Genomic DNA, 25,257 nt, shown 5'->3' with positions numbered 1-25,257 from the left:
CGGAACTGTCGGCCCAGGCCCGGGATTATGTGGCAGTGCTGGGACTGGAGCTGGTGCTCGACGACACCGAGGGCTACGCGTTCCTGCGCTCCAGCCCAGACGCCGACCCCGAGCTGCCCCGGCTGATCCCCCGCCGCCAGCTGACCTTCAACGTGAGCCTGCTGTTGGCCCTGCTGCGGGCCCGGCTGGCAGAATTTGATACGCAAAACAGCGAAACCCGGCTCATCATGACTGCGGAGCAGATCGGGGACATGGTGTCCGTGTTCCTGCCCGAATCCAGCAATGAGGCCCGCATTCAGGACCAGCTGGCCACCAACATCAAGAAAGTCACCGAACTGGGGTTCCTGCGCAAGCTCCGCGGGCAGGAGGGGACCTTCGAGGTGGCCCGCATCCTCAACGCCTACGTGGATGCGCAGTGGCTGGAGGAATTCGATGCCCGGCTCGCCGACTACCGCGCCGCGCTGGGCGGGACGGACGCCCAAGGCCGGCCAACCGGCGTCGAGCCTTCCCCTGGCAAGGCGCCACGCACCCCGAAGGAGGCCACGGCATGAGCACGCAGGCAGGGCTTTTCAGCCTGGATGACCTCACCCTGGACGACGCCGGCACGCGGCCGGGCTTCCGGCTGCACCGCTTGGAACTGCTCAATTGGGGCACCTTCAACAAGAGCGTGCGCACTTTCAGGCTCGACGGCGAGAACAGCCTGCTGACCGGCGACATCGGCTCCGGCAAATCCACCATCGTTGACGCCATCACCACGCTGCTGCTGCCCGCGAACAGGATCGAGTACAACAAGGCAGCCGGGGCGCAAAAGAAGGAACGCAGCCTCATGTCCTATGTGCGCGGCTTCCACAAGAGCGCCCGGAGCGGCCTGGGCGACACTTCCCGGCCGGTGGCGCTGCGCGGCCCGGGCACCTTTACCGTGGTGCTGGGCGTTTTCCACAACGCGGCCCTGGACAAGACCATCACCCTGGCCATCACCTTGTGGGCCACGCAGGAGGCAGGGCAGCCCACCCGCTTTTACTCCATAGCCGAGGGCGAACAGGGCATCAAGGCCGACTTCTCCGGCTTCGGCACCGACATGGCCAAGCTCAAGCGCCGGCTGCGCAACGACGGAGTGGCGGTCTTTGACGTGTTTGAGAAGTACGCGGCCGCGTTCAAGCGCCACTTTGGCATTGGCTCGGCGCAGGCCATGGACCTGTTCCACCGCACGGTGTCCATGAAGCAGGTGGAAAACATCACCCACTTTGTGCGCACCAACATGCTCGAAGAGGACGACGTCGACACGCGGATCAAGAACCTGCTGCACCACTTTGACGACCTGAAAAAAGCCCACGACGCCGTGCTCCGCGCCAAGGACCAGATCCGCATGCTGGAACCCGTCCGCGACAACGCCGCCCGCCACCAGACGCTGACTGCCGACTACGACCGAGCCCACGAACAGCGCGAACGGCTCTCCCCCTGGTTCACCACCCAAAAGCTGGAACTCAGTGAGGCACACCTGCTGGAACTGGAACGGGCCGCCGTGCGGATGGCCGCGGAACAAAACACCCTGACGGCCGAGGTGGGCCGGCTCAACCGGGAACTGGCCGAGCTCCGGGATGACATCCGCAACAGCGGCGGGGGCCGGATCGCCGCCATCGAGGGCGAACTGGCCCGGCTGGAACTGGAATCCAGTGCCCAGGGCGAGCGCTACTCCTCGTATTCGGAGGCCGCGGAGGTGCTGGGACTGTTTGATCCGGTGGACCAGGTGGCCTTTGACGCCAACGCCGCCGCACTGCCCGCCGTCGAAAAGCGGCTGGGCGAAAGCAACGCGGAGCTGCAAGCCCGGCGCACCGCCCTGGACCGGCAGCGCTCCGAAGCTTCCGAGCTGGCCGGGGACCACACGGCGGAACTGAAGAGCCTGCTGAACCGCCAAAACCTGCTCCCCGGCTGGCTGATCGCCCTGCGGAAGCGTCTCTGCGACGGCACCGGCATTCCCGAGGCCGGGCTTCCGTTTGCGGGCGAGCTGCTGCGGGTGCGCGAATCCGAGGCCGCCTGGGAAGGCGCCGCCGAGCGCACACTGCACGGCTTTGCCCTGTCCCTGCTGGTCACCGGGGAACATTACGGCGCCGTCAGCGACTGGGTGGACGCCAACAACCTGCGGGCCCGGCTGGTCTACCTGCGGGTGGGCGGCAACCCTGCCCCTCGTCCCGCCGCTGCCGGCACCCTGGCCAGCAAGATCGGCATCAAGCCTGGCACGCCGTTCCGGGAATTCCTGCTGGAGGAACTGGGCCGCCGCTTTGACCACCAGTGTTGCGAAACCATGGAGGATTTCCGCCGCTATCCCAAGGCGCTGACCCTCAACGGACAGCTCAAGGGCGGAGGCGGGCGCCACGAAAAGGACGACCGCAAGGAACTCTCCGACCGGTCCAGCTACGTACTGGGCTGGGACAACCACGACAAGGTTGCCCGCCTCCGCTCCGCCCTGGAAGAAGCCGACGGCCGGATGCGCACCGCCTCCGACGGGCTGGGCCGCATCGACGCCCAGCTGGGCAACCTGGGACGCCAGCAGCGCCTCATCGGCACGGTTGCCGCCGTCGTAAGTTTTGCCAGCCTGGACTGGCGCGCCACGGCCCGCACCAAGGAGGACCTGGCCCAGGAAAAAGCCGCCCTGGAATCCTCCAGCGACATCCTGCGCGAGCTGACCGAGCGGGAGAACGCCACGGGGGACAGGCTGGAGCGCACCACCGGAAAGCTGACCACCCTGGCGGAGCGCGTCGGCGCCAACAAGAAGGGCAGCCAGGACATCACCGAGCAGATCGCGGACTGCCGGGAATCGCTCGCCGGGGCGCCGCTGACGGACGACGCCGGCCTGCTGGCTGAGCTGGGAAGGCTCGCCCAGGCCGCACTTGAGTCCGAGGCACTGAGCTACAAGAACACCGTGAAGACGGAAGGCAAGGTCCGGGAGAAACTGCAGGCAACCCTCGACGCCCTGCAGCTGCGGGCGGGCCGCGCGGCGGAGACCACCATCCGGTTCATGGCCGACTTCCGCAACAAATACCCTGCGGAAACCACCGAGCTGGACGCGTCACTGGAGGCTGCCGGGGAGTTCAACAGGATCCTGGAGCAGCTGGTTGACAACGACCTCCCGAGGTTTGCCGAGCGGTTCAAGGAGTCGCTGACGCAAAACACCATCCACGAGATTGTCGCGTTCAATGCCTTCCTGGATTCCCGCCGCCAGGACATCGTCTCCCGCATCGGCGAAATCAACGAGTCGCTGGCCCGGATCGAATACAACCCCGGCCGGCACATCCAGCTGGAGCCTCAGGCCACCTCAGATGCCGAGGTGCGCGAGTTCGGCAGCGAGCTTCGGGCCTGCTCCGAAGGCTCCATTGGTGCGCAGGAGCAGTATTCGGAACAAAAGTTCCTCCAGGTGGAGGCCCTCGTGGAGCGCTTCCGCGGCCGGCCGGGCCTGACCAACCTGGACGAACGGTGGACGGCCAAGGTCACGGACGTGCGCAACTGGTTCACCTTCTCCGCCTCGGAAAAGTGGACCGAGACAGGCGAGGAGCACGAACACTTCACTGACTCCGGCGGCAAGTCCGGCGGGCAGAAGGAAAAGCTGGCCTACACCATCCTGGCGGCAGCGCTGGCCTTCCAATTCGGCATCGCGGCCGGCCCGGGCAACCAGCGCTCCTTCCGCTTCGTGGTCATTGATGAGGCCTTCGGCCGCGGCTCCGACGAGTCCGCCAGGTACGGGCTGGAACTGTTCAAGCGGCTCAAGCTCCAGCTCCTCATTGTCACGCCGCTGCAAAAGATCCACGTCATTGAACCGTTCGTGGCCAATGTGGGATTTGTGGCCAACGAAGCCGGGGACGATTCCCAGCTGCGCAACATGACCATCCACGAGTACCGGGCCGAACGGGACAAGCGTGGCAGCTGAGCCACGGACCGGCGGACGGGGCTGGACCACACCCGCGGACCTGCGTGCGTCTGCATTGCGGTCATGGAACAGCGGGGAGCTGCTGCGCGAGGCGGCGGCGCCGTCGGGCCTGCACCCCCGCCGCCGCGCCATCCGGCACCCCAGCGCCACCCAATTGCGCAGCAATTATGCTGAGGCAGCGGCCTGGGCTGCCTTATGGGATCCGGAGCCCCGGGGTTCGGTGCTGGAGCACGTTTCCGTCGGGGCCAACACCATCGGCGCCAACATGCTGCCGTCGGCCGCCGTCTTTGCCACTGCCGCCGAGGAGATTTCCCTGCTGGGGCTGGGCCGTGAGGCAGCCCGGTTTGCAGAGCTTGCCCGGCTCCTGGGCGGGCTCGACGCCGGCCTGGCGGCGTGGGCCCTGCGCCGGCCGCTCGAGCTGCTCAATCAGGGCGCGGACGCGGTGACAGCTGCCCGCGTGGCACTCTGGCTGGCCGCCAACCCGCATCCCGGGATCTACCTGCGCCAGCTGTCGCTCGCAGGCGTGCACACCAAGTTTGTGGAGACACACCGCCGGCTCATCGACGACATGCTTGTGACGTTGGACCCTGAACGGACGGTCTCGGGAAAGAATTATGCCCGGCGCCACGGCTTCCTGGCTGCGCCGGACCGGGTCAGGCTGCGGTTTTTGGACCCGGCCCTGGCACCCGCACCGGGGCTCACGGACGTGGAGGTGACGGCTGCCGGATTTGCCGCCCTGGACCTGGGCGTGGACAGGGTCATCACCACGGAAAACCTGGTCAACTTTCTGGCCTTGCCCAACGCACCGCGCACGCTGGCCGTATTTGGCGGCGGATACGGCTTCGAGGGTCTGCGGGAAGCCTCGTGGCTGCGCGGCACCGAGGTGCTCTACTGGGGCGACCTCGACACCCACGGCTTCCACATCCTGGACCAGCTGCGCGCCCACCACCCTCACGTGCGCAGCATCCTGATGGATGAGGGGACGCTGCTGGCCCACCGCGACTTTTGGGGCCGGGAGGACACCCCCACCCGGGCGGTGCTGACGCACCTGACGGCTGAGGAAGGCGCCCTTTATGCAGCCCTCCGTAATGGCACCTTTGCTCCGCAGCTGCGCCTGGAACAGGAACTGCTGCGCTGGGACTGGGTGCTGGCCCGGCTGCCCTGAACGGCGGGTGCAGCACGGCGGATCGTTTGGGCGCCCCACGGCGGATCGTTTGGGCGCCCGGGGCTCCGACGCCGGCCCCTGTGACGGGGCATCAGTCTCCGGCTGCGGCACCAACCGCCTGGCCCAGCTCCGCGAACCTGGCACTTTCCTTCTCAATGCTGGCCACCTCGCGCGGCACGTAGCCGGCTGCCGCCAAATCCGTGTGAAGTGCCTCAAACGCCTGCTGGAAACGGCCAATCGCGGCATAAAAGGCGCGGCGCCGCGGCTCCTTGTCCTTCGCAGCCTGGCCACCCGTGCCGCAAAAATACGCCACGAACTGCTTCGCCTGCATGGGAACCGCCACGTCCTCGCACAATTCCCGGAGCCCGGAGGTGGCCTCTTCCAATTCCTTGCGGCACGCGGCCAGCTCAATCTCATCCATGCATCCATCATCCACCCGAGACCGGCAGCCCCGCTGCGGATGCCCGGCTATTCCGCGGTCCCGTCCACCAGGCCCATGAACATGGTCCGGTGGAGCGTGTCCACATGGCGCCGGGAAATCTCCACGGCCGCCTGGACACGGCCTTCCCTCAGGGCTGCCACCAGCTGGATGTGGTCCTGGTTGGAGCTGTGCAGGCTCTCGATGGGGTACGGGATGAAGTATTCGTACAGCTCGCTCAGGACCTCAAGGTAAGCCTCGACGGCGCCCTCCAGCCCCGATGCGCCGGCCACCAGGCGGTGGAATTCCTCATCCAGCTGGTGGTAGCCGGACCAGCTCTCAGCCTGGGCCATTCTCCCGGTCAAGGCTTCCAACTCCCCCAGCTGGTCCTCGGAAATGTTCACGGCCGCGAAGTGCGTAACAGCGCATTCACCCAGCACCCTGCGGTCCACGAGCCGGTGCACGCGGTTGAACTCGCCGGCCGGCGCCGCCAGGGCAGCCAGGACATCGCGCGGGGGCGCATCCGCCACAAACGTCCCGCCGTTGCGCCCGCGGCGGCGTACCACCACGCCTTCGTCGGCCAGGGTGGTCAGGGCCCGCCGGGCCGTGATGGGGCTGACCGAAAGCCCCAAGGCCACGTCGTGCTTGTCAGGCAGGCGCTCCCCCGGCTTGAGCAGGCCCAGGAAGATGGCAGTGCCAATGCGCAGCCGCACAGCTTCGATGGCGCTGCGGCGTTCCAGTCCCGCCAGCGCCGCATCCCCGATGGGGGAGGTGTCCGCAGCTGATTCGTGGCTCATAAAGATCACTGTAGGGGATTTTTTCCCAAGCCTGTTGCTAAGGGATCAATATGATCTATTATGAATTAAGTCACAACCCCAAGCATGGAGCGTCACATGTCCCGCATTCTGCCCCTCATCGCAGCTCAAGCCCCGCCACGGCTCATTGGCGAACCGCTGGCCGGCTTTGCCCGGGAGCTGCGCACCACCCTGGCGCACCAGCCGAACGCCAAGCTGGTGGTGTTCCCGGAGCTGCACCTCTTCGGCGACGGAACACCGGACCAGCAGCGCGCCGACGCGCTGCAGGCCTCGGCCGAACCCCTGGACGGACCAAGGGTTGACGGGCTCCGGGCCATTGCCGCCGAACTGGGCATCTGGCTGGTGCCCGGGAGTGTCTGCGAGCGCGGGGAGGACGGCCAGCTGTTCAACACGCAGCTGGTGCTCTCCCCCGGCGGAGACATTGCCGGCGCCTACCGGAAAATCTTCCCGTGGCGGCCCTTCGAACCCTACGATCCGGGGCACGAATTCGTGACCGTGGACCTGGAGGGATATGGCCGGGCCGGGCTGAACATCTGCTACGACGCCTGGTTCCCGGAAGTCACCCGGCAGCTGGCCTGGATGGGCGCGGAGGTCATCATCAACGTGGTGAAGACCACCACCCCGGACCGTGAGCAGGAACTGGTGCTGGCCCGGGCCAACGCCATCACCAACCAGGTGTTCATGGTGAGTGTGAACTGTGCCGGACCCACCGGCCAGGGCCGCAGCATCATCGTTGACCCCGAAGGCGGGGTGGTCACCCAGGCGCCCTCGGCGGAACCCGCCGTGCTCACCGCCCAACTGGACCTGTCCGCCGTCGAACATGTCCGAAACCACGGAACCGCAGGCCTGAACCGCATGTGGTCCCAGTTCCGCCCCGGCGAGCCCGCCATCGAGCTCCCCGTCTACCAGGGCCGGATCGACCCGGAATCCTGGAACCCCGTTCTCCGCTCATCGAGGAGCATCGCATGAACCCGCAAGCAACCCTGATCCGCACGCTCAACCTCAGGTCCCTGGTCCTGTTCGGACTCGCCTACCTGACCCCCATCATTGTGCTGGGCATCTTCGGCATCATCGCCGAGACCACCGGCGGCGCCTCCCCGTCCGCCTACCTCGTGGCCATGGTGGCCATGCTGTTCACCGCCCACAGCTATGGCCGCATGTCCGCGGCATACCCCGTGGCCGGCTCCGCCTACACCTACGTCCGCAAGTCGATTGATCCGCGGGTGGGCTTCCTGGTGGGCTGGGCCATCCTGCTCGACTACCTGTTTTTGCCCATGGTCATCTGGCTCATTGGCGGCTCCTTCCTCAGCGCACAGTTCCCGGGCATCCCGATTGCCGTGTGGATCCTGCTGTTCATCGTCATCACCACCTTCCTGAACATCCTGGGCATCAAGGTGGCGGACAAGGCCAACTACGTGCTCATGGCCTTCCAGATCCTGGTGATCGTCTTCTTCGTGGCGCTGTCGATCGGCCACATCGTGCACACCTCGGGCGCCGGCGGGCTGGCCAATTCCTCGCCGTTCTTCAACGCCGGTTCCAGCCTGGGCACCATCAGCGCCGGGGCCGCGATTGCCGCCTACTCCTTCCTGGGGTTCGACGCCGTCACCACGCTGACGGAGGAAACCATTGAACCGAAGAAGAACATGCCGCGGGCCATCATGCTCATCGCCCTCATTGGCGGCGGCATCTTCATAGTGGTTGCCTACTTCACCCAGCTGGTCCACCCTGGCGGTGCCTTCGCGGATTCCGCTTCCGCCGCCAGCGAGATCGCCCTGCAAATTGGCGGCACCTTCTTCGGCGCCGTGTTCCTGGCCGGTCTGGTTGCCGCACAGTTCGCCTCGGGCCTGGCCGCGCAGGCAAGCGCCTCCCGCCTGATGTACGCCATGGGCCGCGACTCCGTGCTGCCCAAGGCCGTGTTCGGCCGGCTCAACGCGAAGTACCACACGCCCGTTGCCAACATTGTGATCGCCGGAATCATCGGGCTGATCGCCATCTTCCTGGACGTGGCCACCTCCACCTCTTTCATCAACTTTGGCGCCTTCACGGCCTTCACCATGGTCAACATCTCGGTCATCTTCCACTATGTCCGCGAACGCCGGGCCGGAAACCTCCTCAACCCGGTCAGTTACGTGGTGGTCCCTGCCGTCGGGGCGCTGATCTGCGGCTACCTGCTCTCCCAGCTGGACATCAACGCCGTCACCCTGGGCCTGTCCTGGCTGGCCGTGGGGATCGTGGTGCTGGTGTTCATCACCAAGGGCCTGCGCAAGGCACCGCCGGAGATGGCAACGCTGGAGGAAGCGGTAGTCTAGGCGCAGAATCACAGCCCCGTTCACCCACCATTCAGGAAAGGCCAGACCAGTGCGCATCGCCATGGGCCAGCTGGCGTCCGGCACGGACACCGCCGCCAACCTCCGCACCATCGACGCGTACGCCGCGCGGGCCGCGGCTGACGGCGCCGCCCTGGCGGCATTCCCCGAGTACGCCACCTACGAGAAAAAGATGATCGACTCCACCTTCCCCACAGTGGCCCAGCCGCTGGACGGTGAGGTGGGCCGGGAGCTCTCCCGGATCGCCCGCCACCATGGCATTGCCGTGGTGGCGGGCCTGGTGGAATCCTCCCCCGACCCCTCCCGCGCCTACAACACGCTCGCCGCATTTGGCCCCGACGGCGCGCTGCTGGCCGCCTACCGCAAGATCCACCTCTTCGACGCCCAGGGCTTCCGGGAATCGGATTACGTGGCCCCCGCACCGACCACCGATCCGGTGGTCTTTGACCTGGACGGCGTCCGCTTTGGCCTCATGACCTGCTACGACCTCCGCTTTCCGCGGCAGGCAGAGGCCCTGTCCGACGCCGGTGCTCACGTGCTGCTGGCCTGCTCGTCCTGGGTGCCGGGGGAACTAAAGACCAAGCAATGGCGCACCCTGCTGGCGGCACGGGCCATTGAAAACAGCCTGTTCGTGGCCGGCATCTGCCAGGCACCCCCTGTGTCCGTGGGCAACTCGCTGCTGGCCGGCCCCATGGGCGACGTACTGGCCGAACTGGGGCTGGAGCCGGGCGTGCTGGCGGCGGATTTTGCCCCGGAAGAGCTGGCGTCCGTCAGGGCGCACTTCCCCACGCGCAGCCAGCGGCGCTACCTTTAGGCGGCTGGGAAGGGCCCGCTGCGGGAGCGTCAGGACTAAACGCCCCGATTGTGCGGGAGCGTCGGAAGGGGAGGGGGATTCCGGCCGTGCGGCTATTCCGTTTTCGCCGCCGGGGTTCCCTCAGTCACGGCTGCCGGCGCCTCCGCGGCGGAGTCCTCAATGTAGCGCCGCGGGTTGATCATCACGGCACCTGCCAGCATGACCAGCAGGCAGGCGCCAAGCATGGCGAAGGACGCCGTCCAAGACCCGGTGGCGTCGTGGATGGTGCCAAAGAACAGCGGCGCGATGCCTGCCCCCGCATAGCCCACGCCCTGGCTGAAACCGGAAAGCACCGAAGAGCCGTGCGTGGTCCGCGAGCGCAGGTTCACCATGAGCAGGGCCGTCGCGAAGGTGCCCTGGCCCAGCCCGGAGAATGTCACCCACAGCCACGTCCCGTGCATCGGCGAAAGGTACAGGCCCAGGTGCCCGGCGCTCCAGCACACGGCAAAGACCCCGATGGCAATAATGGGGTTCTTCATCCGCGGCACCCACAAAGGCACCAGCAGGCTCACGGGCAGGCCCAGGATCGCAAAATAGGCCAGTGCGGAACCGGCCGTGGCGGCGTCAACGCCCTGGCCCGACAAATACGGCGGCAGCCAGGTGAAGTACACATAGGTTTGCGCCGAGTTGCCCGCCAAAAAGATCGCCAGGCCCCACGCCACGGGGGAACGCCACGGCACCAGCTTCTGCACGGCACCGGAAACGCCGGGACGGCCGACGGCGGCAGGCGAGGAGTTACCGGCGTCGTCAGCAGGCCGGGACCCGCGGCGGTCCCGCAGCGCCTGCGCGGCCCACGGCAGCAGCACCACCAGGCTGACGGCGGCCCACATGCCGATGGACACGCGCCAGTTGCTCAGCCCGGCCACCGGAACGGCGAGCTGGGGGCTGACGGCGGTGCCCACGGCCAGCAGCGTCACGTACCCGGCCGTCACCACGCCCACCCGGTCGGGAAAGTACTTTTTTACCAGCGGCGGCAGCACCACATTGCCAATGCCGTAACCGGCCATGACCACTGCGGACCAGCCCAGGAACGGCCACACATGATCGCTGGCGGCCCGCACCAACTGGCCGGCCACGGCCAGAACCACGGCCGCCACCAGCACCCGTTCCAGGCCGAAGCGGCGGATCAGGGCCGGGGTGAGCAGGCCGAACACGGCGAAAATGAGCGGCGGGAGCATGGCAAGCAGGCCAATGGTACCGGCGTCGAACCCGAGCTCCGGACGCAATTCGCCCAGCAGCGGCGGCACCACGGAAACGGCCGTCCGCAGGCTCAGCGCCATGACCATGATGCCCAACAGGGCACCCAGGCGCCCGGTCCACGGCCTTTTCACTGCAAAATTGCTCACCCGACAACAGTAGCCACTCGGGGCGCCACCGGAGTGCCGCGGGTCCTTGACCGGGCGAAATTGCGGCCATACATTGGGGATTGGACTGCATCCGACAAAGGCAAGGACGCCCATGGAAGCCACACTGCCCACCACCCGGGACGACTGCCTGGCCGCAGACGCCAGCGACCCCCTGCGCCGATTTCGCGAGGAGTTCGCGCTGCCGGAGGGCGTCATCTACCTGGATGGGAACTCGCTGGGACCACGTCCGCGGTCGTCTTCGGCCACAGCCACCCGCGTGCTGGAACACGAGTGGGGCACCGGGTTGATCCGCAGCTGGAACACGGCCGGCTGGTTTGAATTGCCGGGCCGGCTGGGGGACAAACTGGCGGCATTGCTGGGCGCGGGGCCCGGCGAAGTGGTGGTCACCGACACCACCTCCCTCAACCTGTTCAAGTCACTGGCCGCCGCCCTGCGCATCCAGAGGGAGGCTGCACCGGAGCGGAAGGTCATCGTGACCGAACGCGACAACTTCCCCACCGACATCTACATGGCCGAGGGCATGGTGGACTTCCTGGACCAGGGCTACTCGGTCCGGCTCATTGACGAGGGCCTGCCGCTGGAGGCCGCGCTGGGAAGCGACGTGGCCGCCGTCGCGCTTTCCCATGTCAACTACCGCACCGGGGCAATGTGGGACATGGCCGCCACCACCTCCGCCGTGCACCGCGCCGGCTCCCTGGTGGTCTGGGACCTCGCCCACGCGGCCGGGGCCGTGCCCGTGGACCTGCGCGGTGCCGGCGCGGACTTTGCCGTGGGCTGCACCTACAAGTACCTCAATGGCGGGCCGGGCTCACCCGCGTTCATCTGGGTCAACGCGCGGCACCAGGACCGATTTTGGCAGCCGCTGTCCGGCTGGTGGGGCCACGCCCAGCCGTTTGCCATGGAGGATTCCTACGAACCCGTCACCGGCATTGGCCGCTTCCTGTGCGGAACGCAGCCCATGCTCTCCATGGCCCTGGTGGAATGCGGGCTGGACGTCAGCCTGGCCGCGGACATGGGGGCGGTGCGGGAAAAGTCGCTGCGCCTGACGGACCTGTTCATCTCCCTCGTGGAGGCGCGGGGGGCCGGCCACGGGCTGGAACTCGTCACGCCCCGCGAGCACGCCCGCCGCGGCAGCCACGTCAGCTACGCGCATCCGGAGGGGTACGCCATTATGCAGGCCCTGATTGCCCGCGGGGTGATCGGCGACTACCGGGAACCCCACGTGCTGCGCTTTGGCCTCACGCCACTATATTTGGGGTGCACGGACGTCTGGGATGCCGTGGACGCCCTGTTCGACATCCTGGACAACCGGTTGTGGGATGCGCCCGAGTTCCGCGAGCGGCTGCAGGTCACCTAACGCACCGCGTTCACTCCGCCCTCCGCGCGCCCGGCTCACGCACGCCCCGCCGCCCCCCCTAATCCACTCCACCCGCCGAGATAGCGGTACCGCGCCGAAACCCCACAAAATTTTTGGGGGATCTCGGCGCGGATCCGCTGTCTCGGCGAAGGTGCGGGGATGCGCGGGGGTCGGCGGAGGTGCGCGGGGATGCCACCAGAACGTGGATGCGTATCGGCAGGATCGTGCAGAAATTTCCCGTCAACGCGTAGGATGTAACCACGAAGTCCGGCGACAGGAGGCCCTACGTGGACGCAGCCCAGCTGGGCGCCGCCGTCAGAGCGCGGCGCCGCGAACTTGAGCTGACGCAGATTGAAACAGCTGACCTCGCGGATGTCTCCCCCCGTGTGCTCAGCGACCTGGAGAACGGCCGCGAGACGGTGCGTCTGGACATCCTCCACGCCGTGGCCAACGCACTGGGACTCAGCGTGGGCCTGAGCGTTCAGCGGCCGTGAAGAACCCCGAGGACGCCAAGCGGATCCACCACGCCGTGGTGTACAAAAAGGGCCGCGCCGCAGCCACGCTCACCCGGCATGCCGGCGTCGGCGTGGTCTTTTCCTACCTGCCCGCCTACCTCAGTTCCGGCGGGCCCGCCATCGCCTCCACCCTCCCGGTCCTGGACGTCCCGGTGACGCTGGGGCACGGCAGCGTGCCTGCGTTTTTTGCCGGGCTGCTGCCGGAGGGCGAGCGCCTGGCCAAGTTGCGCTGGGCCGTGAAAACTACCATCACCGATGAATTCTCCCTGCTCCTGGCAGCCGGCTTGAACCCCGTGGGCGATGTCCAAATTGTCCCGGCCGGGGAACCGCTGACCAAGCTGCCCCCGCTGCTGGCCGTCACCAAGACCATGGGAGGCATCCGGTTTGCCGACTTCGCCGCGGTCCCCGGGCCGGTTGACGAGTCCTCCCTGGCAGGTTTCCAGGACAAGGTCACTGCCTCCTACGTCCACGACAAGGACCCCTCGCGGGCGTACATCCTCAAGTTCAACGACGGCAGCCACGCCCGCCAGGTGGAGACCGAGCACCTGCTGCTGACAAAGGCCAGGAAGCTGGGCATCCCGGTGGCGGCCGCCCGCCTGGTGCACGACGGCGCCGGGCAGGCCGCGCTGCTTGTCTCACGTTTTGACCGGTCCCCGGCCGGGCCGCTGGCGGTGGAGGACGGCGCCCAGCTGCTGGGGCTGCCGCCGTCGCGCAAATACGGCGTCCCGACCGAAGCCGTGGCCGCGGCCATTGTGGCCCCGTGTCCGGCCCGCCTGCTGGCCGCCCGCAACGTGTTCCTGCAGTTCCTGTTTGGCTGGCTGACCGGCAACGGCAACCTGCACGCCAAAAATATTTCCGTGGTGCAGCATGCCGGCGGGGAGTGGTTCGTGGCCCCGGCCTACGACCTCCAATGCACGCTGGCCGCCGAAATTGAGCAGGGGCTGGCCGCCGGCGTGCCCGGCGGCATTGTCACCGAGCTCACCGACGGCGACCCCTCCCGAGACCCTGGCATGGCGCTGCCCCTCGGCGGCAGCGCGGGCAGCAGGACGGCGCTGGCGCGCAACGACTGGCTGCGTTTTGGCCGGACCCTCCACCTGCCCGAACGGCTGTCCGCCAAGTGCATCGACAAGGCACTGGCCGCCTCTGCCCTGACCCCGGCGGAACTGCCGTTTGGGCGTGAGGTGAGCGCCGCCGTCGTCCGCGTCCTGGACACCCGGCGGGCGGCGATGGCCGCGCAGCCGCGGCACAATGGGGTTTTACTGACGAATTGACGCTAAAATGGTGCCATGCCACGAATAGCCGCCCCAACCAACGCGGCGCAGCGCGAGCAGACGCAGCGCAAGATCCTCGACGCCTTCGGTGAACTCCTGTTCAGCCACGGCCTGCCGGGCCTGACCATGACGGACGTTGCCCGCAGCGCCGGCGTTGGCCGCACCGCCGTATACAACTACTTTGCCGACCTGGAACAGCTCTTGGTGGCGTTTGCGCTCGATGAAACCGGACGGTTTGTCAGCGAGCTGAAGGCCAGGCTGGACGGGCTGGAAAATCCCGTGGACAGGCTTTCGCTGTATGTCCGGGCCCAGCTGGAGGACCTCACGCGCCGCCACCTGCCCCCCGGCCCGGCCATGCGTTCGGTGCTTTCAAGCGAATCGTTCGCCAAGCTGGCCGTGCATGTGGGCGAGCTGAACCGGCTGCTGGAGGACATCCTGCGCGACGGCATGGACCAGCGGTTCCTGCCCGAGGCCGACGTGGAGGGGCTGGTGCAGCTGATCCACGGCTCCCTGACCGCCAGCGCGTCCCGCCGCACCTCGGGTGCCGAGGAGGAGCGCGTGGCCGCCGCCGTCCGGTTCATCCAGGCCGGGGTGGGCGCCGCCTTCGACGACGACGGCCGGCCGGTCACCATCCGCTAGGGAGTGGGCTTGGCCGACGGCGGCGCGGTGGTGGGTTGCAGCCGCGGGCAGGACAGCCGCCCGGGCGTCTGGTCAACCTTGGGCGCCTCGACCAGGGTGGTGTAGGTGTTGGTGACGATGAAGTCGACGCTGGCATCCTTGCGGCCGTCCTGGACATATTCCGAGCCGGCCACGTTGCGCTGGAGGTTGAACGCCGAGGCATGGCCGGCGGCGCCGGAAACCACCACCACGGGCGCCGAATATTCCGTGGTCCGGTTGGCCACAGCCTTGACCACGTAGCCGCGCTTTTTCAGCTCGGCCGCCACCTTTGTGGCCATCCCTTCAAGGCTGCCGGCATTGTAGACATTGACGGCCACCTTCTTGTTGGCCGGGTAGTCCAGGGTCTCCGCCGGACAGCTGGCCACCGGCGCGGCGGCTTTCGGGAAGCCAAACTTGATCTCCAGCTCGCCGCGCTGCACCATTCCAGCCAGCACCACGCCGGCCACCACCAGGGCGAGCAGCAGCACCAGGGTGACGGCGTGGGTGATGCGCCGCCGGACCATGCTTGGTTCGTATTCAGGGGATTCCGGCTCGGGAAACGCCTCGGCAAGTCCCTGCGCGTCAATGACCTGGCGCCCGTGCCAAAACTGCACGTCCTTGGATTTCTTGCGGGCCAGGCGCTCTTCGTAGGCCGCGTCCTTGGCCTGGCGCCGAGCCTCCCGCGCCGCCCTGCGCTGTTGCCCCGCCGTCAGGAGGACGTCGTCGTCCCGGCCGCCGTGGTCCCGGCCGCCGTCGGGCGTGTCAGTCATCGATCACCAGCACCCGGGCGTGCAGGATGGTCCGCTGGTGCAGGGCCGTGCGCACTGCCCGGTGCAGGCCGTCCTCCAGATAGAGGGTCCCGTGCCACTGCACCACATGCGGGAAGAGGTCGCCAAAGAATGTAGAGTCCTCGGCCAGCAGCGCCTCGAGGTCCAGCTGGGCCTTGGTTGTCACCAAATCGGCCAGCCGGACTTGGCGCGGCGGCACGGCGGACCAGTCCTTGGGCGTGACATAGCCATGGTCAGGATAGGGCCGCTTGTCGCCTACTGCTTTGAAGATCACCCCCTCAGACTATGGACTGGAGGGCCCCAAGGGAACTGCCTCGCCTGCGCGCCGCCGGGTGTGTTGCCAAATGGTTACCTCGGGTGCACGCGGGCAGCGGGGAAGGCTGGGATCATGGGTTCATGACGCTTGCTACCCCGCCCCTGGCCCTGCTGCTTGACGTGGACGGCCCCATTGCCAGTCCCGAGAGCCGGCAGGTGGCCCCCGGCATCATTGACAGCCTGATCGGCCTGCTCCACGAGGAAATTCCCGTCATCTTCAATACCGGCCGCTCCGATTCGTTCATTGCGGAACAGGTCATGGCGCCCATGATCGACGCCGGAATACCGGCCCGGGCCGTGGTGCACGCGATTTGCGAAAAGGGCGCCGTCTGGTTCAGCTTCACGGCGCAGGGGCCCGGCGCCATCCACCTGGACCGCGAGCTGGCCATGCCCGCGGCCTTCGCCGACGATGTCAGGGCGCTGGTGCACGCCAGCTACGCCGAGCACATGTTTTTTGACGAAACCAAGCGGGCCATGGTGTCTGTGGAACAGCAGCTGGCGGTGTCCAACAGCGACTATTTGGTGCAGCAAGGGCTGTTCGACGCCGACGCCCTGGCACTCCTGGCCCGGCACCAGCTGGGCGCCGCCCGTCTGGACCACCGCTACCCGGCCGGCGGCCGCGTGGACTACCGGGTGGACCCCACCATCATCTCCACGGACATTGAATCGGTCCGGCTGGGCAAGGACCTCGGTGCCAGCCGGGCCGTGGAACTGCTGGCCGCGCAGGGCATTGTGCCGGAAGCGTGGCGCACCGTGGGCGACTCGCGTACCGACTATGCCATGGCCGACTGGCTGCACCACCAGGACCACAGCGTCAAGCACGTGGATGTGCGCCCGGCCGACGGCGTCCCGGCCAAGCCATACCCGGTCCTGACATCGGCCGACCTGGGCCTGGGTGCCGACGTCATTCACGACGACGCCGGCGCGGCGTTCCTGCAGGCGTGGCTCGCGGCGGTGACGGCGGACTGACCCGGGGGGTTTATGCGAGGGTCTACGCGGGGGTCTATGCGAGGGCGGCCTCGATGGCTGCCACCAGCTCGGGGGCGTCAGGGGTGACGGCGGAGGCAAAGCGGGCCAGCAAGCTGCCGTCTGCGCTGATCAGGAATTTTTCAAAGTTCCATTTGACGGGACTGGCACCGTGACCGGTCAGCTCGGCAAAGAGCGGGTGCGCACCGGTGCCGTTGACGTCAACCTTGGTCCCCAGTGGAAATGTCACTCCGAAGTTCTTCTGGCAGAATTCCGCGATTTCCTCATCCGTGCCGGGCTCCTGGCCGCCGAACTGGTTGCAGGGGATGCCCAGGATTTCCAGGCCGCGGGCCCGGTAGCTTTCATACAGCGCCTCGAGTGCGGCGTACTGCTTGGTGAACCCGCACGCCGATGCCACATTGACCACCAGCACGGCCCCCTTGGCCACGGCACCAAGCGTAGTTTCGGTGCCATCGTTCAGGGCAATGGAAAGGGACTTTAGCTTCTGTTTATTCACAGCCCGATTCTAGCCCCGGCACGTTGGGTCACATTCGATCGCGACGGGTCGCGTTGGGTCACAATGGGGCCGAGAGGCCCAGGGAAAACAAAAGCGGCCCCGGCACTGTTTTCACAGTCCGGGGCCGCTTCCAGTTGTGCGGAGGATGGGGGATTTGAACCCCCGAGGGCGTTAACCCAACACGCGTTCCAGGCGTGCGCCATAGGCCGCTAGGCGAATCCTCCAGCTTGCCGTGGTGAACACGGCAGGTTCAAGAGTACCTGACGAAACGCCCAAGTCACGAATCGATTGCCGCGCAGGGCGGAAAACGGCAGAAAATAAGGGTAGTAGGGCCCCGTTCAAGCCCTACTACCCCCATCTCCAACACGGTCCATCGGAAGGCAGACCATAATGCGCGGGACCGGGAACCGCAGGTTCCCAATTCCCCCGTGCCCGGGTGCGGCGCTCCCCCCGCAACTCCGTGCACAAGAACAACTTTACAACATTGTCACGTCGCTGTGATATTCCGCACTTGATTATTTTTCTGGCAATTTGCTGCATAACCAATAAGGACCGCCGCCGCCAGCCCATCCGGGCAGGCAGGCGCCTTGGTCCCACCCTTCTGCGTGCGGTGCAGCTGCCGCTATCTCAATCCGTGGTTGGCAGCCAGCACGGCCGCGACGAAGCCGGCCACCATGAACAGCACGCAAAGAATCCATAGCAGGAATTGCTGGTCGGAATGGTGGTGGGCCCGCTGGCTGGTGTTGGTGGAAAACACTTCCAGCCGCAGCAGTGCGGAAATCCCGCAGACGAAGGCGAGGACCAGGAATGCCCATTGAAAGAGTCCGTAAATCATGACGACCGTCAGCTCCTCAAGCCCCGGGCAACCCAAGGGGTGAAGCTTCCCGGGCATCTATGTGGATGAACAGCACTACCCCTTGACGTGAAGCTACCACCGTTGCCTGCCAATGGGAATGGCCGGGGTGCCTGCCAATTCGCCCGCCCCCGCTCCTTCAGGTAAGCTGTTGGACGGCCCCTCATGTGGCGTCACCCTGTGAACTCCCCCAGGACCGGAAGGTAGCAAGGGTAAGCGGGCTCTGGCGGGTGCATGGGGGGTCTTTACTTTGCCCTGTGAACTTATCCCCAGATGTGCCCAATCCGCGGCATCGACCGGCATTTTGTCAGGCAGATTAGATAGGGTTTCATCTGTGAGTGCACCAACAGCCCTTTATCGCCGGTACCGCCCCGATTCGTTCGCGGACGTGATCGGCCAGGAGCATGTCACGGCTCCCCTGATGGCTGCGCTGGACAAGGACCGCGTCAACCACGCCTACCTTTTTTCCGGCCCGCGTGGTTGCGGCAAGACCACCTCTGCCCGCATCCTGGCCCGATGCCTGAACTGTGCAAAGGGACCCACCTCCCATCCCTGCGGCAGCTGCGACAGCTGCGTTGAGCTGGCCCGCGGCGGATCCGGTTCGCTGGATGTCATTGAGATTGACGCCGCCAGCCACGGCGGCGTTGATGATGCCCGCGACCTCCGCGAACGCGCCACCTTTGCCCCCATCCGGGACCGCTACAAGATTTTCATCATTGACGAGGCCCACATGGTCACGTCCGCCGGCTTCAATGCGCTGCTGAAAATTGTGGAGGAGCCGCCGGAACACATCAAGTTCATCTTCGCCACCACGGAGCCGGACAAGGTCATCGGCACCATCCGCTCCCGCACGCACCACTACCCCTTCCGGCTGGTCCCGCCGGAACCGCTCATGGCGTACCTGTCCCGCCTGTGTGAACAGGAAAACGTGCCTGTAGCCCCCGGCGTGCTGTCCCTCGTGATCCGCGCCGGCGGCGGCTCAGTCCGCGATTCGCTGTCCGTGCTGGACCAACTCATGGCCGGCGCGGGTCCTTCCGGCTTGGACTATGAACTTGCCGTGGACCTGCTCGGCTACACCCACGCCTCCCTGCTGGACGACGTCGTCGAAGCCTTGGCCGCCAGCGATTCCGCCACCGTTTTCAAGTCCGTGGACCGCGTGATCCAGACCGGCCACGATCCCCGCCGCTTTGTTGAGGACCTGCTGGAGCGCTTCCGCGACCTCATCATTGTCCAGGCCATGCCCGAAAGCGCCCACGCCATTTTGCGCGGCACCCCGGATGAGCTCATCGCCCGCATGCAGACGCAGGCAGCGCAGCTTGGCGCTGCCGAGCTTTCCCGCGCAGCCGACGTCACCAACTCCGCGTTCAATGAAATGACCGGAGCCACCTCCCCGCGCCTGCACCTGGAATTGCTCGGGGCCCGGCTCCTGCTGCCCGGCGCCGACACCACAGCGCGGGGCATGGCAGCCCGGCTGGACCAGATGGAACGGCGCCTCAACTATGGCGGCGGCCCCGTCGCCGCCGGGGTCCCCGCCACCGCCGGCTCGGCAGGGACCAACCCTGGTGCCGGGGATTCCTTCGCCCCGGGCACCGCGCCCGCCTTCGCCCCCGCCACGCCGCCTGCCCCTGGCGGTGGCCTGGCAGCAGTGCGGGCGCAGCTGGCCAAAGCCAAGGCCGACGCCGGAGCCCAGGTCGCCAGCCGCCACGCCGCCACCGCCGTGGAACCGGCAGCGCAGGCCGCCCCCTCCGCGCCCTCGCCTGCCGCGCAAGCGGCGCCTGTTGCCGCCCCGGCCGGTCCGCCGTCGCAAACTCCGCCGTTGCAGGCGCATGCCACTTCCGCACCCGCGGCCCCGGCACCCACGGCCCAGGCATCCACCTCCCAGGCCGGTCCGCAGGCCCCGGCCGCGCAGGCACCCGACACGGCACCGAGCTGGGACAGCCTAGAGACTGCATCACCCTCCGCGCGGCAGGCAGCGGTTCCGGCTGACGTTCCAACCGCCCAGGAACAGCCACTGGCACAGCAGGCTCCCGGCGGCACCGGGATCGAGGTTATTCGGCGCGCGTGGCCGGAAATTCTCGCGAACCTCAGCAACATCCGCAAGGTGTCGTGGGCCATGGTGAACCAAAACGTGGTGCCCCGCGCCTTCGACGGGGAAACGCTTCGCGTGGCGCTGCCCACCACGGCGTTGATCCAGGCGTTCAGCAACAGCGGCCACGCGGACAATCTGCGCCAGGCCATCCACACCACGCTGGGCATCACGTGCCAGCTTGACCCTGTCACAGGTGATGCGCCGGCCCATGAAAGCAGCGCTGAGCCAAACCCAAAAGGTTCGGCTGACCGGCGGCCTTCCGGCCAGGGGCACCACCCTGCGCCCGTAACGCCCATCGCGCCCGCAGCCCAAGCACCAGTTCAGGCTCCCGTCCAGGGCACCGCCGTCCAGGCTCCCGTCCAAGCCCCGGTTCAGGCTTCCGTCCAGGCCCCGATTCAGGCTCAGGCTCCCACCCAGGGACCCGCCGTTCAGGCTCCCACCCAGGGCGCCGCCGTTCAGGCTCCGGTCCAGGGCACTGCACCCGCACCGACAGCCACCACCTCCGGTGCAGCTGCGCCCGCTCCGGCAGCCGAAACCCCGGCAGCCCCACAGCCCTCACCTTCACGACGGCCCACGCCCGCCTCCGAATGGGACGGGCCCATCCCGGAAGAACCGTCGTGGGACGACGAACCACCCCATGACGACTGGGCTCCCGAGCTCCCTGCCGCGCCAATTTCCCAGCAGGGGCGGGAACCGTCCAACTCTCCACGGCTTGAGCCGGCCACCGTCCCACAGGGCGAACCGGCCGCCGCGCTGCCCGAACCCGCCGATGCCCACGATTCCGCCCGGCAACCAGGCCAAGGCGCTGCCCACGACCCGTTACAGCGTCCGGCCCAGAGCCCGTCCCAGGAGCCGGCGCCTTACCGTCCCACGGTGTCGCCCATTTCGGCGTGGACCAGCGGCTGGGACATGCCCGACGAATCAACCAAGCCCGCCGAACCGGCCCCGGCGGCCCCGGCCGGGCCACGCCGCAGCGAATTGCTGGCGGCCAAATTGGCGCAAAACACCACGCAGGACGCACCCCAGGATTGGGGCGTCTCCCTGGGCGCCACCTCCCGCAACCGAGTGGCCGACCCCGGCTGGGGCGCACCGGCCAGCGCCCCGGACTGGGCGCAGGCGCCAGCCGCAACCGACCCCGACGCCGTCGGCACCACAGTGGCCCCGGCAGACGGCCCCGTCCCGGCCGGAGCAAGCAACGCCACCTCAGGCGAGCCGCCGTCGTCCGGCACTGCCGCGGCCGCCACCCCAGCGGCTCCTGCCGCACCACACACCGGGGGCGGGACGGACGTGTCCGGGGCACCGGCGTCGAGCGTGGAAAGCGGGCAGCAACCGGGCGGGGCAAAGCTGAGCATGTACCAGCGGCTGTCCCACAGTGCGGAGGCGACGGCCCGCCGCCCTGCCGCGACGACGGCGAATGCTCCCCAGGTGGAGGACGTGCCGAGCGAGGATGACGTCACCATTGAGGAGTCGGGCGTGGTGGGCCAGGCTGCGGTGGAGCGGATTCTGGGCGGGCAATTGATTGAAGAGCGCGACCTCAACGCCGGGCGCTAGCCGGCGCCGATGATTTTCAGGAACCAATAGACAAGAGGAAATGTGTACGAGGGAGCAGTTCAGGAGCTCATTGACGAGCTGGGCAGGTTGCCGGGCATCGGGCCCAAATCGGCCCAGCGGCTCGCGTTCCACATTCTCGAGGCGGACACCGAGGACATGCAGCGCCTGGTCCGCGCCATCGTCACCGTGAAGGAACGCGTGAAGTTCTGCACCGTCTGCGGCAACGTGACGGAGGAGGAACTGTGCAATATTTGCCGCGACCCCCGCCGCGACCCGACGGTCATCTGCGTTGTGGAGGAATCCAAGGACGTGCTGGCGGTGGAGCGCACCCGCGCATTCAGGGGCCGGTACCACGTGCTGGGCGGCTCCATCAACCCGATCGCCGGGATTGGTCCTGACCAGTTGCGCATCCGCGAACTGCTCACGCGCCTCAATGACAGCCAGATCCAGGAAATCATCATCGCCACGGACCCCAACCTGGAGGGGGAGGCCACGGCAACGTACCTGTCGCGGATGCTCAAGACCATCGGCATTGCCGTGACGCGCCTGGCCTCCGGGCTGCCCGTGGGAGGCGACCTGGAGTACGCCGACGAGGTGACGCTGGGCCGGGCGTTTGAGGGCCGCCGGAACGCGCTGACGTAACGGCGCGGGCGTAACGCGCTGACGTAACGGCGCGGCGCCCGTCAGCCGTAAAGTCGGGCCCCGTCAGCCGCCGAGACGGGCCAGGCGCTCCTGCGTGGGCGTGCCGGGCGTTGGAACGTACAGGACAAAGTGCAGTTCCGGTGCGTCCGAAGGCACCAGCCGGTGCTGGTCAAACACCAGCTCGCCCACATGCGGATGAAGGAAAACACGCCGTCGGGAGGCGAATCCCTCCACGCCGCGGTCGGCCCAGACCTGCGCAAAGTCGGGGCTGGCGGCCAGAAGGCGGCCCACCAGCGCTGTGTGCGGACCCGATCCAAGCCGTGGGCCGGCCTCAGCGCGGAACTCGGCCACAAAGTGCCGGGACGTCTCCTCCCAGTCGGGGAGCATTTCACGCAGGTGCGGGTCGGTAAAGATGAGCCACAGCAGGTTCCTGTCCGCCGGGTCGACGCCGGCAATGCGCGAATAAAGCCCCGCATAGGCACTGTTCCACCCTGCTATCCCCCAGTCCGGGGCCACGGCAAAAGCGGGAAAGCCCAGGGCATCCAGCAGCCCCTGCAGGTGGGGCGGCGCCGCCTCAATCAGGGCAACCTCGGCAGCGGGAACAGGGGCATACCCGCCCATGGCCAGCAGGTAGGACTGCTCCGCCGCGCTCAGCCGCAGCACCCGGGCGATGGATTCAAGCACCTGGCGGGAGGCGTTGATGTCCCGGCCCTGTTCCAGCCACGTGTACCAGGTGACGCTGACTGCTGCGAAGGAGGAGATCTCCTCACGGCGCAATCCCACGGTGCGGCTGCGGCCAATGGGCGGCAGCCCCAGCTCGGCACGGACCAGGTTGCCCCGCCTGTCGCGCAGGAACTGGCCGAGTTCCCGCCGTCGTTCTTCATTCATTGTTCTAAAACTAGCACTCCCACTACTAGTATTGACACCGTCTTCCGCCGGACTCCTGGTGCTGCTTGACTGGTTTTATGCCTCCATTACGCTCACGCACAGTCACCCACGGCCGCAACATGGCGGGCGCCCGCGCCCTCATGATGGCTTCCGGCGTTGCCAAGTCCGACATCGGCAAGCCCATTGTCGCCGTCGCCAACTCCTTCACCGAGTTCGTGCCCGGCCACACCCACCTGGCGCCCGTGGGACGGATCGTCTCCGAAGCCATCCACGAAGCCGGCGCCATCGCGCGCGAATTCAACACCATTGCCGTGGATGACGGCATCGCCATGGGCCACGACGGCATGCTCTACTCGCTGCCCTCGCGCGATTTGATCGCCGACTCCGTGGAGTACATGGTCAACGCCCACTGCGCCGACGTGCTGGTGTGCATCTCCAACTGCGACAAGATCACCCCCGGCATGCTCCTGGCCGCCCTGCGCCTGAACATCCCCACCGTGTTTGTCTCCGGCGGCCCCATGGAAGCCGGACGGGTTACGCTGACGGACGGCTCGATCCGCTCGTTGGATTTGGTCAACGCCATCTCCGACGCCGTGGACTCCTCAATTTCCGACGCCGACATCGACCTCATCGAAGCCAACGCCTGCCCCACCTGCGGCTCCTGCTCCGGCATGTTCACGGCCAACTCAATGAACTGCCTGACCGAGGCGATCGGCCTGTCCCTGCCCGGCAACGGATCCCTCCTCGCAACCCACACCGCGCGCAAGGAGCTGTACCAGCGCGCCGGGGCAACCGCCGTCGAACTGGCCAAGCGCTACTACGAGGACGACGACGCCTCCGTGTTGCCGCGCGCGATCGCCAGCTTCGAGGCATTCGACAATGCCATGGCCCTGGACATCGCCATGGGCGGCTCCACCAATACCATCCTGCACCTGCTCGCCGCAGCGCAGGAGGCCGGGCTGAAGTACGACCTCGACGATATCGACGCGAAGTCCCGCAAGGTGCCGTGCCTCGCCAAGGTAGCCCCGAACGTCGCAGGGAACAAGACGTACTACATGGAGGATGTGCATCGCGCCGGCGGCATTCCGGCCCTGCTGGGCGAGTTGAACCGCGGCGGCCTGCTCCACACAAACGTCACCTCGGTGCACACCCCCAACCTCCAGGACTGGCTCGACGACTGGGACATCCGCGGCGGCAAGGCAACTCCCGAAGCCCAGGCGCTGTGGACCGCAGCCCCCGGTGGCCAGCGCTCCTCCACGGCGTTCTCGCAGTCGGCCGAGTGGACCTCGCTCGACACGGACGCCGCGGAAGGCTGCCTGCGCGATGTTGCGCACGCCTTCTCCAAGGACGGCGGCCTGGCCGTGCTGCGCGGCAACATCGCGATCGACGGCGCCGTGGTCAAGACGGCCGGCGTGGACGAATCCATCTGGACGTTTGAGGGCCCGGCCGTGGTCTGCGAATCCCAGGACGAGGCCGTGGAGAAGATCCTCTCCAAGGTGGTCAAGGCCGGCGACGTGGTGGTGATCCGCTACGAAGGCCCCCGCGGCGGCCCAGGCATGCAGGAAATGCTCTACCCCACGTCCTTCCTGAAGGGCCTGAAACTGGGCAAGGTCTGCGCGCTGATCACCGACGGGCGCTTCTCCGGCGGCACCTCGGGCCTCTCCATTGGCCACATCTCCCCCGAGGCTGCGGCCGGCGGCACCATCGCACTCGTTGAGGACGGCGACCTGATCCGCATCGACATCCCCAACCGGTCCCTGGAGCTGGTGGTGGACCCGGTTGAACTCGACGAGCGCCGCGAACGCCTCGAGGCCACCACCGGCTACCGCCCGGCCACCCGCCAGCGCGTGGTTTCCGCTGCGCTGCGCGCCTACGCCTCCATGGCCACCAGCGCCGACAAGGGCGCCGTCCGGCACATCCCGGAAGACGTGGTGCTGATGACGGCGCCCGCAACGCTGGCCGCCGCCGCACGGTAAGCCGG

22 protein-coding genes, 1 tRNA gene and 1 other RNA gene are annotated in these 25,257 nt (G+C 67.4%); 15 read left to right on the top strand and 9 right to left on the bottom strand.

The window, feature by feature from the left end:
- From LPN03_RS10295 to LPN03_RS10285, 3 genes are all read left to right on the top strand, one after another.
- Window positions 1-551 (top strand): DUF4194 domain-containing protein (locus LPN03_RS10295; RefSeq protein WP_262454174.1); only part of this gene is annotated, 551 nt, incomplete at its 5' end.
- Window positions 548-3,922 (top strand): ATP-binding protein, encoded by a 3,375-nt coding sequence (locus LPN03_RS10290; protein ID WP_262454173.1) that lies wholly within the window; start codon window positions 548-550, stop codon window positions 3,920-3,922. The genes LPN03_RS10295 and LPN03_RS10290, both read left to right, overlap by 4 nt.
- Window positions 3,912-5,087, top strand: coding sequence for a Wadjet anti-phage system protein JetD domain-containing protein (locus LPN03_RS10285; RefSeq protein WP_165180310.1), 1,176 nt, complete (start codon window positions 3,912-3,914; stop codon window positions 5,085-5,087). The genes LPN03_RS10290 and LPN03_RS10285 overlap by 11 nt, the downstream gene beginning before the upstream one ends.
- A gap of 91 nt (window positions 5,088-5,178) precedes the next feature.
- Here the strand turns inward: LPN03_RS10285 and LPN03_RS10280 are convergent, their stop codons facing one another.
- Both LPN03_RS10280 and LPN03_RS10275 read right to left on the bottom strand, forming a co-directional pair.
- Complete coding sequence (locus LPN03_RS10280; protein ID WP_165180311.1) at window positions 5,179-5,508, bottom strand: hypothetical protein; 330 nt, start codon at window positions 5,506-5,508, stop codon at window positions 5,179-5,181.
- Between the two features lie 47 nt (window positions 5,509-5,555).
- Window positions 5,556-6,302 carry a FadR/GntR family transcriptional regulator gene (locus tag LPN03_RS10275; protein ID WP_165180312.1) on the bottom strand — a complete coding sequence of 249 codons (747 nt, stop codon included), beginning with the start codon at window positions 6,300-6,302 and terminating at the stop codon, window positions 5,556-5,558.
- A 96-nt stretch (window positions 6,303-6,398) separates the two neighbouring features.
- Between LPN03_RS10275 and LPN03_RS10270 the strand changes: the two genes are divergently transcribed.
- From LPN03_RS10270 to LPN03_RS10260, 3 genes are read left to right on the top strand one after another with little or no spacing between them, the layout of a single operon-like run.
- A complete protein-coding gene (locus LPN03_RS10270; protein ID WP_165180313.1) occupies window positions 6,399-7,289 on the top strand; it encodes a carbon-nitrogen hydrolase family protein in 891 nt (296 codons plus the stop codon).
- Entirely contained in the window at window positions 7,286-8,629 is a 1,344-nt protein-coding gene (locus tag LPN03_RS10265) for an APC family permease (protein WP_262454172.1), read from the top strand. Before LPN03_RS10270 ends, LPN03_RS10265 begins: the two co-directional genes overlap by 4 nt.
- 49 nt (window positions 8,630-8,678) lie before the next feature.
- The gene (locus LPN03_RS10260; protein ID WP_262454171.1) at window positions 8,679-9,461 is read left to right on the top strand and encodes a carbon-nitrogen hydrolase family protein; all 783 of its coding nucleotides are present in this window, start codon (window positions 8,679-8,681) and stop codon (window positions 9,459-9,461) included.
- 92 nt (window positions 9,462-9,553) lie between these two features.
- Here the strand turns inward: LPN03_RS10260 and LPN03_RS10255 are convergent, their stop codons facing one another.
- Complete coding sequence (locus LPN03_RS10255; protein ID WP_262454170.1) at window positions 9,554-10,846, bottom strand: CynX/NimT family MFS transporter; 1,293 nt, start codon at window positions 10,844-10,846, stop codon at window positions 9,554-9,556.
- 112 nt (window positions 10,847-10,958) lie between these two features.
- Between LPN03_RS10255 and kynU the strand changes: the two genes are divergently transcribed.
- The 4 genes from kynU to LPN03_RS10235 all read left to right on the top strand — a co-directional run bounded on the left by kynU (window position 10,959) and on the right by LPN03_RS10235 (window position 14,649).
- Entirely contained in the window at window positions 10,959-12,224 is a 1,266-nt protein-coding gene (gene kynU / locus LPN03_RS10250; protein WP_262454169.1) for a kynureninase, read from the top strand.
- 287 nt (window positions 12,225-12,511) lie between these two features.
- A complete protein-coding gene (locus tag LPN03_RS10245) occupies window positions 12,512-12,718 on the top strand; it encodes a helix-turn-helix domain-containing protein (protein ID WP_165180318.1) in 207 nt (68 codons plus the stop codon).
- Window positions 12,715-14,010, top strand: a complete 1,296-nt coding sequence (locus tag LPN03_RS10240; protein WP_262454168.1) for a type II toxin-antitoxin system HipA family toxin — start codon at window positions 12,715-12,717, stop codon at window positions 14,008-14,010. Before LPN03_RS10245 ends, LPN03_RS10240 begins: the two co-directional genes overlap by 4 nt.
- A 15-nt stretch (window positions 14,011-14,025) precedes the next feature.
- A complete protein-coding gene (locus LPN03_RS10235) occupies window positions 14,026-14,649 on the top strand; it encodes a TetR/AcrR family transcriptional regulator (protein ID WP_165180320.1) in 624 nt (207 codons plus the stop codon).
- On the opposite strand, the gene LPN03_RS10230 is transcribed toward LPN03_RS10235, so the two are convergent.
- Both LPN03_RS10230 and LPN03_RS10225 read right to left on the bottom strand, forming a co-directional pair.
- Window positions 14,646-15,437, bottom strand: a complete 792-nt coding sequence (locus tag LPN03_RS10230) for a LytR C-terminal domain-containing protein (protein WP_262454167.1) — start codon at window positions 15,435-15,437, stop codon at window positions 14,646-14,648. The genes LPN03_RS10235 and LPN03_RS10230 overlap by 4 nt on opposite strands.
- The gene (locus tag LPN03_RS10225; protein ID WP_165180321.1) at window positions 15,430-15,729 is read right to left on the bottom strand and encodes a type II toxin-antitoxin system VapB family antitoxin; all 300 of its coding nucleotides are present in this window, start codon (window positions 15,727-15,729) and stop codon (window positions 15,430-15,432) included. Before LPN03_RS10225 ends, LPN03_RS10230 begins: the two co-directional genes overlap by 8 nt.
- Window positions 15,730-15,851: 122 nt before the next feature.
- Between LPN03_RS10225 and LPN03_RS10220 the strand changes: the two genes are divergently transcribed.
- Window positions 15,852-16,739 carry a hypothetical protein gene (locus tag LPN03_RS10220; RefSeq protein ID WP_262454166.1) on the top strand — a complete coding sequence of 296 codons (888 nt, stop codon included), beginning with the start codon at window positions 15,852-15,854 and terminating at the stop codon, window positions 16,737-16,739.
- Between the two features lie 34 nt (window positions 16,740-16,773).
- Here LPN03_RS10220 and LPN03_RS10215 read toward each other — a convergent pair whose 3' ends face one another.
- The 3 genes from LPN03_RS10215 to LPN03_RS10205 form a co-directional block, all read right to left on the bottom strand.
- The gene (locus LPN03_RS10215) at window positions 16,774-17,253 is read right to left on the bottom strand and encodes a glutathione peroxidase (RefSeq protein ID WP_370875227.1); all 480 of its coding nucleotides are present in this window, start codon (window positions 17,251-17,253) and stop codon (window positions 16,774-16,776) included.
- A 139-nt stretch (window positions 17,254-17,392) separates the two neighbouring features.
- Window positions 17,393-17,477, bottom strand: a tRNA-Ser gene (locus LPN03_RS10210).
- Window positions 17,478-17,875: 398 nt separating this feature from the next.
- Entirely contained in the window at window positions 17,876-18,088 is a 213-nt protein-coding gene (locus LPN03_RS10205) for a hypothetical protein (RefSeq protein ID WP_165180323.1), read from the bottom strand.
- Between the two features lie 172 nt (window positions 18,089-18,260).
- On the opposite strand from LPN03_RS10205, the gene ffs reads away from it, so the two are divergent.
- The 3 genes from ffs to recR all read left to right on the top strand — a co-directional run bounded on the left by ffs (window position 18,261) and on the right by recR (window position 22,388).
- An RNA gene (gene ffs, locus LPN03_RS10200) (signal recognition particle sRNA small type) lies at window positions 18,261-18,356 on the top strand.
- Between the two features lie 84 nt (window positions 18,357-18,440).
- Window positions 18,441-21,746 (top strand): DNA polymerase III subunit gamma and tau, encoded by a 3,306-nt coding sequence (locus tag LPN03_RS10195; RefSeq protein ID WP_262454165.1) that lies wholly within the window; start codon window positions 18,441-18,443, stop codon window positions 21,744-21,746.
- Window positions 21,747-21,788: 42 nt separating this feature from the next.
- A complete protein-coding gene (gene recR, locus LPN03_RS10190) occupies window positions 21,789-22,388 on the top strand; it encodes a recombination mediator RecR (RefSeq protein ID WP_165180325.1) in 600 nt (199 codons plus the stop codon).
- 63 nt (window positions 22,389-22,451) lie between these two features.
- Here the strand turns inward: recR and LPN03_RS10185 are convergent, their stop codons facing one another.
- On the bottom strand, window positions 22,452-23,276 hold the full coding sequence (locus tag LPN03_RS10185) for a helix-turn-helix transcriptional regulator (RefSeq protein ID WP_165180326.1): 825 nt from the start codon (window positions 23,274-23,276) through the stop codon (window positions 22,452-22,454).
- 77 nt (window positions 23,277-23,353) lie between these two features.
- Between LPN03_RS10185 and ilvD the strand changes: the two genes are divergently transcribed.
- A complete protein-coding gene (gene ilvD, locus LPN03_RS10180; protein ID WP_262454164.1) occupies window positions 23,354-25,252 on the top strand; it encodes a dihydroxy-acid dehydratase in 1,899 nt (632 codons plus the stop codon).
- Window positions 25,253-25,257 lie beyond the last annotated feature (5 nt).

It is taken from the genome of Arthrobacter sp. A2-55, from assembly GCF_025548615.1.
Taxonomy (GTDB): Bacteria; Actinomycetota; Actinomycetes; order Actinomycetales; family Micrococcaceae; genus Specibacter; species Specibacter silviterrae.
The sequence above is the reverse complement of the archived record's forward strand: the minus strand, read 5'-3'. Positions and strand labels throughout refer to the sequence as shown.